The following is an 11531-nucleotide window of genomic DNA, read 5'->3' as shown; positions in this document are numbered from 1 at the left end:
CTATTACTACTATGCGATGTGGTCGCAGGGCACCGAGATTCTCAACAAGGACGGCACGTCCGGCCTGAGCACGCCCGGCGCGCTCGAAGCGGCCAAGCTCTACAAGTCGATGATCGACGAGGGCCTGACGGAACCGGGGGTCACCTCCAACAACCGCGAGGACGTGCAGAACCTGTTCAAACAGGGCAAGGTCGGCATGATGATCACCGCGCCCTTCCTGTCCAACCAGATCAAGGAAGAAGCGCCGAACCTGAAATACGGCGTCGCCGCCATCCCCGCCGGCCCGACCGGCGCGCGCGGCACCTACGGCGTCACCGATTCCATCATCATGTTCAAGAACTCCAAGAACAAGGACGAGGCCTGGAAGCTGCTCGACTTCCTGTTCACAAAGGAGCAGCGCGCCAAGTTCACGCAGGGCGAAGGCTTCCTGCCGGTGAACAAGGAAGAGGCCAAGATGGACTATTACGTCAACAACGCCGACCTCGCCGCCTTCACCGCACTCTTGCCCGACGCCCGCTTCGCCCCGGTCATCCCGGGCTGGGAAGAGATCGCCCAGATCACGTCCGACGCCATGCAGAAAATCTATCTCGGCGGCGACCCCGAGGCCGGCCTGAAGGATGCAGCGGCCAAGGCCAACGCCGTGCTCAAGAAATAAGGGCGTATCTCCCTGCGCCCGTGGCGCGCCCTACCCCCGCGGGGCGCGCCACATCTTTTGGATGGTGTTCGGCCGAATAGCCGGGCGGACAGGTAATCATTCCAGACAAAGGGACAAACCTTCGACCTCGGCGCTGCCCCTCATTGCCCTGCCGGGCATTTCTCCCCGTATAGTGACGGGGAGAAAGGGGCTGGCCGCAACGCTGGCGCTTTTCCTGCTACGTTGGTGATTGGCGAAATCGCCGGCGACAGCGTCCCTCTCCCCGTCACTATACGGGGAGAGGATGCCGGCAGGCAGGTGAGGGGCAGCGCTAACGCCGAGAAAAGTGTTCGAGACCGAGCCTGGGACAGGCGAGCATTGCACAGGCTGGCAAACCAGCACCACCAACAACGCAACGCAGTACAAGCCAGCCGATGCAAAATCGTTTCCTGCCCTATCTGCTGACGCTGCCCAGCCTGCTCTTGGCGGCGGTGGTGATCTTCTGGCCGGTCTGGGATCTGATCCAGATTTCGACGCACGACGTCAACCGCTTTGGCCAGCTTCGCGAATTCAGCGGCCTGGCCAATTTCTCGGCGCTTGCCGCCGACCCGGATTTCGTCGCGGCGCTCTGGCGCACTGGGCTGTGGACGGCGCTGGTCGTGGGCGGCGCGCTGCTTTTGTCGATCCCCGTGGCGATGATCCTCAACATGGATTTCTATGGCCGCGGCCTCGCCCGCGTCATCATCATGCTGCCCTGGGCGGTGTCGCTGACCATGACCGCGGTGGTCTGGCGCTGGGCGCTCAACGGCGAAAGCGGCATGCTGAATTCGGCGTTGATGAAGCTCGGCCTGATCAGCCAGAACATCCAGTGGCTGGCGAGCGCCGAGACCGCTTTCCCGATGCAGGTGCTGATCGGCATATTGGTGACCGTGCCCTTCACCACCACGATTTTCCTCGGCGGCCTGTCGTCGATCCCCGACGATCTCTATGAGGCGGCCGCGCTCGAGGGCGCGACACTGTTCCAGCAGTTCCGCGAGATCACCTTTCCGCTGCTCAAACCCTTCATCAACATCGCGATCGTGCTCAACACCATCTATGTCTTCAACTCCTTCCCGATCATTTGGGTGATGACGCAGGGCGGGCCGGCCAACTCGACCGACATATTGGTGACGCATCTCTATAAGCTCGCCTTCCGCATCGGCAAACTGGGCGAGGCCTCCGCCGTGTCGCTGGTGATGTTCGCGATCCTGCTCGTCTTCACCATGATCTATGTGCGGCTTGCCATGCGGGAGCAGCGCGCATGACGCCGAAGTTGAAACGCACCGTCATCGCCTGGCTGCTGCTGGCTCCGTTGATCGTGGTGACGATCTTCCCCTTCGCGGTGATGTTCCTCACCGCCGTCAAGCCGCGCACCGAGGTGCTGACGCCGACCTGGTGGCCGAGCGAGTTCCGCTGGTCGAATTTCGCGGACATGTGGGTGGCGACCGGCTTCGGCCAGGCGCTTCTGAATTCGCTTTATGTCTCGGCGCTGGCGACCCTCGGCGCGATCATGATCTCGGTCCCAGCCGCCTATGCCATGTCGCGCTTTCGTTTTGCCGGCTATGGGGCCTTCCGCCAGTTCCTTTTGATCTCGCAGATGATCTCGCCGATCGTGCTGGTGCTCGGCCTGTTCAGGCTGATGGCGGCCTGGGGCCTGGTCGAGTCGACCACCGCGCTCGGCTTCATCTACATGGCCTTCAACGTCGCCTTCACGGTGTGGATGCTGCAGAGCTATTTCGACACCATCCCGCGCGATCTCGAGGAGGCGGCCTGGATGGAAGGCGCCGGCCGCTGGCTGACGCTGCGCAAGGTCTTCCTGCCGCTCTGCCTGCCGGCGATCGCGGTGACGGCGATCTTCACCTTCATCAACGCCTGGAACGAGTTCGTGGTCGCGCTCACCATGCTCCGCAGCCAGGAAAGCTACACGCTGCCGATCCAGGTTTTCTCGCTCGTCGCCGGCCGCTATACGATCGAATGGCACCATGTCATGGCCGCCACGCTTTTGGCGACGCTGCCGGTGGCGATCCTTTTCATCTGGCTGCAGCGCTACCTCGTCCGGGGCCTTGCGCTCGGGGCCGTCAAATAGCAATCCCGGCAATTCCAGGAATACGCAGCGGTTTTCGTCCGGAATCGCAAAAACAAGAAGTCTAGGGAGCGTTCATGCGCATCTTCACCGCCTCGCTGGCGACGGAAACCAACACCTTCTCGCCGGTGCCGACCGACCGGGCCTCGTTCGAGATGGCCTTCTATGCCGGCCCGGGAAAACACCCAGAGACGCCGACGCTGTGCTCCTCGCCGATCGTGGCGCTGCGCAAGCGCGCCACGAAGGAAGATCTGACCGTCATCGAAGGCACGGCGACCTGGGCCGAGCCCGGCGGCCTGGTGCAGCGTCAGACCTATGAGGCGCTGCGTGACGAGATCCTCGACCAGCTCAAGGCCGCCCTACCGGTCGATGCGGTGATCCTTGGCCTGCATGGCGCCATGGTCGCGCAAGGCTATGACGATTGCGAAGGCGATCTGCTGGAACGCGTGCGCGCTATCGTGGGGCCGAAGGTGGTGATCGCTTCGGAGTTCGATCCGCACAGCCATTTGACGCCGAAACGCGTCGCGGCCTGCGATATCATGGCCTATTTCCTCGAATTCCCGCATACCGATTTCTATGAGCGCGGCGAGCATGTCGTCGAGCTCGGCCTTGCCGCGGCGCGCGGCGAGATCGAGCCGGTGATCTCGACCTTCGACTGCCGCATGATCCAGGTGCTGCCGACCAGCCGCGAGCCGATGCGCTCCTTCGTCGACAGGATCAAGGCGCTGCATGGCAAGGACGGCGTGCTGTCGGTCTCGGTCATCCACGGCTTCATGGCCGCCGACGTGCCGGAGATGGGCACGCGCATCCTGGTCGTCACCGACAACGACAAGGCAAAGGGCGATGCTTTGGCGGAAAGCCTCGGGCGCGAGCTCTATGCGCTGCGCGAAAAAACCGCGATGACGATGCTCTCCGCCTCGGCGGGCATCGAACAGGCGCTTGCCGTGCGCGCGACGCACCAGGACAAGCCAGTCGTGATCGCAGATATCTGGGACAATCCCGGCGGCGGCGTGCCGGGCGACGGCACCATCGTGTTGCGCGAGCTGCTCAAGCGCGGCCTGAACAAGGTCGGTGTGGCGACGATCTGGGACCCGATCGCCGTGACCTTCTGCCATGCCGCCGGCGAGGGCGCGGTCATCGATCTGCGCTTCGGCGGCAAGGCCGGGCCGCAGGCCGGCGAGCCGATCGACGCGCGCGTCACGGTGCTGAAGACGACCAACGAAGGCTGGCAAAGCTTCGGTCCGAGCCGGGTGACGTTGGGGCCGTCGGCTGTGGTGCGCATCGAAGGCACGGAAGTCGACGTCATCTTGAACACCAACCGCACCCAGACCTTCGAGCCGGATGTCTTCTCCAATATCGGCATCGATCCGATGGACAAGGACATCCTGCTGATCAAATCGACCAACCATTTCTACGCCGGCTTCGCGCCGATCGCCGCCGAGATCATCTATGTCGCGGCGCCGAGTTCCTATCCGAGCAATCCGGCAAAGACGGATTATCGGAAGCTGAACCGGGCTATATGGCCGAGGGTTGCGGATCCGTGGAAACAGCCAATCTCCCCCCTCGTGGGGGAGATGCCCGGCAGGGCAGAGGGGGGCGCGAAGGATCGCGACCTCGCTTAGCTTGGGTAACAATAGCCAAGCGGGATGTCGGCGGGACTGTGATGAACTGAGACGTCGGCGGGACAGCGCCCCCCTCTGGCCTGCCGGCCATCTCCCCGACAAGGGGGGAGATTAGCCAGTCACACCAGCCCCCGCTTCACCATCATCGCCTCGGGCGACGGCATCTTTCCCCGGAACGCCGTGTAAAGCTCCTCAGGATCCTTCGACCCACCCGCGGCGTAGATGTTCTTCCGCAGCCGCTCGGCCAATTCCGGATTGAAGGCATCGCCCGTTTCCTCGAAAGCCGAGAAGGCGTCCGCGTCGAGCACTTCCGACCACATGTAGGAATAATAGCCGGCTGAATATCCGTCGCCGGCGAAGACATGGCCGAAATGCGGGGTGCGGTGGCGCATGGCGATCGTGTCGGGCATATGCAGTTTTTCCAGCGTCTCGGCCTCGAACCGAAGCGGCTCGGCCGGCGCCTCAGGCCTTGCATGATAGGCCATGTCGATCAGCGCCGAGGCGGTGAACTCGACCGTGGCGAAACCGGCGCCGAAGGTGCGGGTCGCAAGCATCTTGTCGAGCAGCGCCTTCGGCATCGGCTTGCCGGTCTTGACGTGCAGCGCGTGCTTTTCCAGCACCGCGGGCACCGTCAGCCAATGCTCGTAAAGCTGCGAGGGCAGTTCGACGAAATCGCGGCTGACCGAAGTGCCCGAGACCGACGGCCAGGTGACGTCGGTCAGCATGCCGTGCAGCGCATGGCCGAACTCGTGGAACAGCGTCTTCGCCTCATCGACCGACAGAAGCGCCGCTTCGCCGGCCGGCGGCTTGGCGAAGTTCATGATGTTGTAGATCACCGGCTTGGAACCATGACCGAGCTTGTAGCCGGATTTCAGCGCGCTCATCCAGGCGCCGGAACGTTTTGACGGACGGGCGAAATAATCGGCCAGGAACAGGCCGCGCTCGCTGCCGTCGGCATTCTTCACCACGAAGACTCGTGCATCGGGATGCCAGGCGGCGATGCCCTTCTTCTCCTCGAAAGTGATGCCGAACAGTTTCGTGGCGACATCGAAGCAAGCCTTGATGACGCGCTCGAGCTGCAAATACGGCTTCAGCTCCGCCTCGTCGAAGGCGAATTTCTCGGCACGCAGCTTCTCCTGGTAGAAGCGCCAGTCCCAGGCCGCGAACTTCTCGTTGCTGCCGGCTTCTGTCGCCAGCCGCTCCAGCTCCTTCTGGTCGGCGGCGGCTTTTTCCAGCGCCTTCTCCCACACCGGATCGAGCAGCTCGTGCACCGCCTTCGGGGTCTTCGCCATCGTATCGTCGAGCTTCAGCGCCGCGAAGGAATCGTAACCAAGCAGCTTCGCCTTCTCGGCGCGCAGCTTCAGCATGTCACGCACGACATCGGTGTTGTCGGAGGCGCCGCCATTCTGGCCGCGCATGATGAAAGCCTTGAACGCGATCTCGCGCAGGTCGCGGCGCTCGGAGAAGGTCGAGAACGGCTCGTAGATCGAGCGCGACAGCGTCACCGCATAGCGGCCCTTCTGGCCGCGCATCTCGGCCGCCTCGGCCATGGCGCTCTTCAAGAAATCCGGCAGGCCGGCAAGATCGGCCTCGTCGAGGAACAGCGCCCAGTCGCGTTCGTCGGCGAGCACGTTCTGGCCGAACTTGGTCCCGAGCGACGAGAGCTCTTCATTGATGGCCGCAAGCCGCTTCTTGCCCTCCGCATCCAGCTTGGCGCCCGACCGGACAAATCCCTTCCAGGTCTTCTCCAGCACCCGCAGCGTCTCGGCATCGAGCTTCAGGCTGTCGCGCCGCTGGTAGAGATCGTCGATGCGGGCAAACAGCTTCTCGTTCATCGAGATCGCGGAGAAATGCCGCGACATCTTTGGCGAAACCTCGCGTTCCATCGCCTGGATCGTGTCGTTGGTGTGGGCGCCGGCGCGGCACCAGAAGATCGACGAGACATGGTCGAGCGGCTCGCCGGCGAGCTCGAGCGCGGCAAGCGTGTTCTCGATGGTCGGCGTCTCTCTGTTGCCGGCGATGGCGTCGATCTCGGCCTGGTGCGCCGCCAGCGCCGCGTCGAAGACAGGGCCAAAATCATTGTCGCCGATGCGCGAGAAATCGGGCAGGCCGAGCGGACCCTGCCAAAGGGTCAGCGGATGGGCGGCGAGATCGACGGCTTTTGAAGATGACATGAGCGATTCCGGTGGACTGATTTGGAGGCGGGCTGCCTCGGATGTAGGGCGATGCCGCGCGCCGCGCAACACGGACCTCGCCTCAATAGCCGCTGCAGTCCTGCGCCACCGCTGTCTGCGTGCTGGCGACGATGCGCCCGCGGGCGACGGTGAAGGTCTCGCGCATGAGCGTATCGTTGTTGGGAAAATCGTAACAGGCGAGCACCGTGGTCTCACCATTCTCGCTCTTTTCGATGCGATGGCGGATCGCCGCGCCCGCGACCGCGCCCTGCCATTCGTCGATCGAGGCGATGAAATCCTCTTTGGTCTGGACGACGCCGATGTCGTCGAGCTTCATGCGCACGTCGTCGGCAAGCAGGTCGGACAATTCGGTACGGTCGGCGACCAGCAGCGCCGAATACCAGCGATCGATGATGGCGCCGTCATCCGCGCTGGCGCGGACGAGCGAGGACATGAGCAGCGTCGCCGCCAGAACGATCCTCCAGCTGATCCGGTGCATCACGCCTCCGTTAAAGCTCCGGCCGCTCGAAATCGCCGGTTTCCTTGTTCATCACCCACAGCTCCCCGGTCGAGATGTCGAACCATGCGCCGTAGAGCGAGAGCTTGCCCTTGCCTTCGAGGATCGAGACGCAGGGAAAGGTCCTGAGATTGGCGATGGAGTAGCGGACCGAAATACGCTCCAGCGCGGTCTGGCGCTCCGTCGTTGTCATCATCGTGCTGGAGGCCACGGTCTCGGCGGCTGGCGCGATCAGGCTCATCCATTTGCCGATGAAATCGCCGGGCGACAGCGGCGCGGAGTTGGTGTCGAGCGCGGCGCGGATGCCGCCGCAGCGGCCGTGGCCCATCACCACGATGTTCTTCACCTTCAGGCTCTGCACGGCGAATTCGAGCGCGGCCGAGGTCGAGTGATACTCGCCGTCCGGCTCGTAGGGCGGCACCAGATTGGCGACATTGCGCAACACGAAGAGCTCGCCGGGACCGGCATCGAAGATCGCTTCCGGCGCCGAGCGCGAATCGCAGCAGGCGACGATCATCGTCTCGGGCGCCTGACCGTCGCGCGCCAGCGAGCGATAGCGGTCGCTTTCGGTTGGGTAGCGGCCACTCATGAAGTTGCGATAGCCGGCGAGGAGGTGCTCGGGGAGGTGAGGCATGGGCGGCTAGAGCCTTTCCGGGGGTTGGAGGCGGCAGCTCGTTGCGATCGAAAAAGCCTCTAGCGGCAAATGCAGGTCGTGGGCAATGCCGAATTGCGGATGGCGGCGTCGCAATCGCATGCCGCCAAAAGCTGCGCGGTCGATTTTGCCTCAAGCCCAGATGGCGACGGGTATGCCGAAACGGTCGGCCAGAGGTGGGTCGGGGGAAGGCCGCGCCGCGCCGCTGGCGATACGCCCGGCGATCAGCATCATCGCCGCCGCGTCGAGGAAGTCGTCGCTCGCAGCACCCCGCGGCGGCGCCTGATCGAGGAAACGCTTCTCATAGCCATGCCGGCAAAGCAGCGCCTTGCGCTCCTCCATGCCGGCCGGGTTGACCGCGCCCTTTGTCTTCTTCGGCAGCGCCATCGCCGTGCCGCCATTCAGTCGGCAGAACGCCACTTCCGGATGCGATTCGAAGACACGGCCGCGCAGTTCGGGCCGCGCGATCAACAGCTGATCGATCTCGCGGATCTTGGCAAAGATGCCGAAAGCCTGGATGGAAACGCCGCGTGGCGGGTCGGAAGTCCCCATGGCCACCGCGCTCGCCCGCCGATGCGCCGCATACCAGGCTTCGATCGTGGTGAAGTCGCTGGTGTCGGCATAGAGCGCCGCGCGCGAGGGGATGGCGAACACGCTCGATTGCCGCGCGCCGATCAGCGGCCGCACCAGCGCCTCCGGCCCGCGGCCGCCCTTGCTTGAAAATCCGGCAGGCCGATCGGCATGTCGACGGCGATCAATGCATCGGGCAGCGCATCGAGCAGCACCTGGAGGCTCGGGAAGACCGAGACGGACGGCGCGGCGTCCGCTTCGCGGTGGACGGCTATCCAGCCGGCCTTGCAGCCGTCGACGCCGGCCAGCGCGTGGCCGACCAGTTTCACGCCCGCTTGTCCCGCCCGGGATGCAGCAGATGGCGCAGCTGCACCATGGCCATTGGATGCGACAGGCTCTGGGCGTCGGTTTCGAGCTGCAGCTCGTCGCCGCCGCGCTTCGCGGTGCGCGCGAGAATCTCGTAAACGGCCGCCGTGGTCGATTGCAGCGCCTTGACCGGCGCCTGGCCGGAGAGAATCCGCGCCAGATAGACCGCGGCCGTCAGGTCGCCTAGCCCGTTCGGCGGCCTCTCGATCACACGGTGCTCCGCAAGCAGCGCCTGGCTGCCGTCGAGCAGGAAATTGCCGATGCCGCCCGCCATCATCGCCGGCGCCGAGGTCACCAGCATTGTGGACGGACCGGCATGAAGCGCGGCCGCCGTCACCGCCTTGATGTCGGGCAGCGGCGCGCCGGCCATCCATTCCAGCTCATAGCGGTTCGGCGTCGCGATGTCCGCGATCGGCATCAATTTGTCGCGCATGGCGGCGGCCGTCGATTCCGGCACGTAGAGCCCGCCGGAATCGCCCATCACCGGATCGCAGACGTAAAGCGCGTTCGGGGTCTTTTCCTTGACGGCGGCGACGAGCGAGGCAACGGCTTCCGCCTGGCCCGCTTCGCCGAGATAGCCCGAAAGCACGGCCCGCACCTCGCCCAGCCAGGGCGCCCGCTCGAGATCGGCCATCAGCGCCTTGAACTGGTCGAGCGGCGGCACGATGCGCGTGGCTCGGCTGTGCCCCGGATGCCAGGGCAGGATGACGGTCGGCACTGCCCAGACCGGGAAACCCAGCGTCTCCAGCGCGAACACCGCGGCGCGATTGCCGACCGAGCCCCGGGCGACATGGCTGGAGATGACGATGACCGCGCGCGGCGCGTCGGTTTTTTCTGCATTCATGAGGCTTGATTCCTAACCGCCACGCGTGGCGGCATACACCAGCCAGGCCAATAGCCCAATGGCAATGACGAAGCCGAGCGTTCGGCCAATGCGGGTTCCCCAATATTCGATGGGATCGGCGCGGTCCGTGTCGGCGGCGGTGACGCGGTCGCGCGCATCCTTCGCCGCGCGGGTGATGAACGACGCGCCGCCTGGGGACGTTTCCTGTTGCACGCGTTCGAGGATGCGGCGCGATTCGGCCTCGTCGTCCCGGCGCTCTGCCATGGCAATTGTCCTTTCCGGCCCGCAGCTTAACTTGTTCGCGCCGCCATTCACAGTGGCTCACGGCTGAACCGGGACCGGCGTCATGCGCCGGACATTTTCTTGCGCGTGGATTGTGGTAATGCTTCGCATGCAACTTCTGTCGAGGGACCATTCATGATTACCGAGCGCCTCTCACCACCTTCCGTCTTCCGCAATCTGCCCGCCTTCCTGGTGATGGCTTTCGTGCTGCCGCTGCTTGCCGGCTGCGGCTACAACACCATTCCGACCGCGGAAGAGAACGCCAGGGCGGCCTGGAGCGAGGTGCTCAATCAGTATCAGCGCCGTTCCGATCTGATCCCGAACCTTGTCGAGACGGTGAAGGGCTATGCCTCGCACGAGAAGGACACGCTCGACGCGGTCGTTCAGGCGCGCGCCAAGGCGACGCAGATCACCGTGACCCCGGAGACGCTGAAGGACCCGGACGCGCTGAAGAAGTTCCAGGATGCCCAGGCCGGACTGACCAGCGCGCTGTCGCGTCTGATCGCGGTCTCGGAAGCCTATCCCGACCTCAAGGCCAACCAGAATTTCCTCGCGCTGCAGGCGCAGCTCGAAGGCACCGAGAACCGCATCGCGGTTGCGCGGCGCGACTACATCCAGGCGGTGAGGGACTACAATCTGACGCTGAAGACCTTCCCGTCCGTGCTGTGGGCGACCTTCTGGTTCCGCGGCAACGAGCCCTTCGCCAACTTCACCGTCGACGAGGACAAGATGCAGGTGCCGAAGGTCGATTTCGGCACCAGCACCACCAAGCAGGGTGGGTGAGAGCGACTTAGCTTATCGAGCCAGCCTTGAGTTCCGTCACCCCCCTCTCTGTCCTGCCGGACATCTCCCCCTCAAGGGGGGAGATTGGCAGTTTCGACAACCTCGCCCTCTCTTCGACGCCGAAGATTGGCGAAGGCCGGCGTGACGTCCAATCTCCCCCCTTGAGGGGGGTGAGGAGTGGTCCGCGTAGCGGACGGAAAGCCAATTGCTTGGCTTTCCGAACGACGAACGCCCGGAGCGACAGCGAAGGGCCGGCGCCGGCAGGACAGAGAGGGGGGCGACAGAGCGCCTACCTCTCATTGCTTGGCCTCCTTGCCAGCATCTTCTGCCTCTTCCTCCTCCCCCTCGCCGCGCTCGCTGCCGACCTCCCCGCGCTGACCGGCCGCGTCGTCGACAATGCCGGCATCATCGATGCCGGCACCCGCGCGGCGCTGACCCAGAAGCTTGCCGACTTCGAGACCAAGGGCTCCGACCAAATCGTCGTCGCCACCATCCCCAGCCTCGGCGGCGAGGAGATCGAGCCTTACGCCAACCGGCTGTTCCGCTTTTGGAAGCTCGGCCAGGCCAAGGAAAACAACGGTGTGCTGCTCCTGGTGGCGCCGAACGACCGCAGGATGCGCATCGAGGTCGGCTATGGGCTCGAAGGCACGCTGACCGACCTGCACACCAAGCTGATCATCGAGAACGACATGGTGCCGGCCTTCCGCGCCGGTGACTTCTCCGGCGGCATCACCAAGGCCGTCGACGACATGATCATGGTGCTGGAGGGCAATCCCGAAGAACTGGAGGCGCGCGGCAAGCGCAACGAGCAGGCGCCGTTCAATTCCGACGACCTGTTCTTCGCCATTTTCATCACCATCTGGGCGCTGATCTTCTTCGGCGGCATAGCAATGACGGTGTTGCCGCCGATCTTCGGCCAGAAGATCGGGCCGGGCCGCTACCGCTGGCTCGGCATGACTTTCGAT

The 11531-nt window shown here is 64.4% G+C and carries 11 protein-coding genes and 1 pseudogene; 6 read left to right on the top strand and 6 right to left on the bottom strand.

What is annotated here, in order from left to right:
* The 4 genes from EOA27_RS07040 to EOA27_RS07020 all read left to right on the top strand — a co-directional run.
* Positions 1 to 655, top strand: a 655-nt coding sequence (locus EOA27_RS07040) for an extracellular solute-binding protein (RefSeq protein WP_127255817.1), incomplete at its 5' end; no start/stop codon positions are given.
* A 413-nt stretch (positions 656 to 1068) separates the two neighbouring features.
* On the top strand, positions 1069 to 1938 hold the full coding sequence (locus EOA27_RS07030) for a sugar ABC transporter permease (RefSeq protein WP_126080523.1): 870 nt from the start codon (positions 1069 to 1071) through the stop codon (positions 1936 to 1938).
* The gene (locus tag EOA27_RS07025; protein WP_126080522.1) at positions 1935 to 2759 is read left to right on the top strand and encodes a carbohydrate ABC transporter permease; all 825 of its coding nucleotides are present in this window, start codon (positions 1935 to 1937) and stop codon (positions 2757 to 2759) included. Before EOA27_RS07030 ends, EOA27_RS07025 begins: the two co-directional genes overlap by 4 nt.
* Before the next feature lie 74 nt (positions 2760 to 2833).
* Positions 2834 to 4378, top strand: coding sequence for a M81 family metallopeptidase (locus EOA27_RS07020; RefSeq protein WP_126080521.1), 1545 nt, complete (start codon positions 2834 to 2836; stop codon positions 4376 to 4378).
* Between the two features lie 119 nt (positions 4379 to 4497).
* Here EOA27_RS07020 and EOA27_RS07015 read toward each other — a convergent pair whose 3' ends face one another.
* The 6 genes and pseudogenes from EOA27_RS07015 to EOA27_RS06990 all read right to left on the bottom strand — a co-directional run bounded on the left by EOA27_RS07015 (position 4498) and on the right by EOA27_RS06990 (position 9765).
* Positions 4498 to 6552 carry a M3 family metallopeptidase gene (locus tag EOA27_RS07015; RefSeq protein ID WP_126080520.1) on the bottom strand — a complete coding sequence of 685 codons (2055 nt, stop codon included), beginning with the start codon at positions 6550 to 6552 and terminating at the stop codon, positions 4498 to 4500.
* Between the two features lie 82 nt (positions 6553 to 6634).
* Positions 6635 to 7051 (bottom strand): nuclear transport factor 2 family protein, encoded by a 417-nt coding sequence (locus EOA27_RS07010; RefSeq protein WP_126080519.1) that lies wholly within the window; start codon positions 7049 to 7051, stop codon positions 6635 to 6637.
* A 10-nt stretch (positions 7052 to 7061) separates the two neighbouring features.
* The gene (locus EOA27_RS07005) at positions 7062 to 7703 is read right to left on the bottom strand and encodes a carbonic anhydrase (RefSeq protein ID WP_040991526.1); all 642 of its coding nucleotides are present in this window, start codon (positions 7701 to 7703) and stop codon (positions 7062 to 7064) included.
* Positions 7704 to 7853: 150 nt separating this feature from the next.
* Positions 7854 to 8620, bottom strand: a pseudogene (locus EOA27_RS07000) (DUF429 domain-containing protein).
* A complete protein-coding gene (gene pdxY, locus EOA27_RS06995; RefSeq protein WP_042645579.1) occupies positions 8617 to 9501 on the bottom strand; it encodes a pyridoxal kinase PdxY in 885 nt (294 codons plus the stop codon). The pseudogene EOA27_RS07000 and the gene pdxY overlap by 4 nt, the downstream one beginning before the upstream one ends.
* A 12-nt stretch (positions 9502 to 9513) precedes the next feature.
* Positions 9514 to 9765: a hypothetical protein gene (locus EOA27_RS06990; RefSeq protein ID WP_126080518.1), complete on the bottom strand. Its 252-nt coding sequence runs from the start codon at positions 9763 to 9765 to the stop codon at positions 9514 to 9516.
* A gap of 153 nt (positions 9766 to 9918) precedes the next feature.
* On the opposite strand from EOA27_RS06990, the gene EOA27_RS06985 reads away from it, so the two are divergent.
* Both EOA27_RS06985 and EOA27_RS06980 read left to right on the top strand, forming a co-directional pair.
* Positions 9919 to 10566, top strand: a complete 648-nt coding sequence (locus EOA27_RS06985) for a LemA family protein (protein ID WP_127255815.1) — start codon at positions 9919 to 9921, stop codon at positions 10564 to 10566.
* Positions 10567 to 10865: 299 nt separating this feature from the next.
* A partial coding sequence (locus tag EOA27_RS06980; protein ID WP_189561974.1) for a YgcG family protein occupies positions 10866 to 11531 on the top strand: 666 nt, incomplete at its 3' end.

Source organism: Mesorhizobium sp. M2A.F.Ca.ET.037.01.1.1 (genome assembly GCF_003998075.1).
GTDB lineage: Bacteria > Pseudomonadota > Alphaproteobacteria > Rhizobiales > Rhizobiaceae > Mesorhizobium.
The sequence above is the reverse complement of the archived record's forward strand: the minus strand, read 5'-3'. Positions and strand labels throughout refer to the sequence as shown.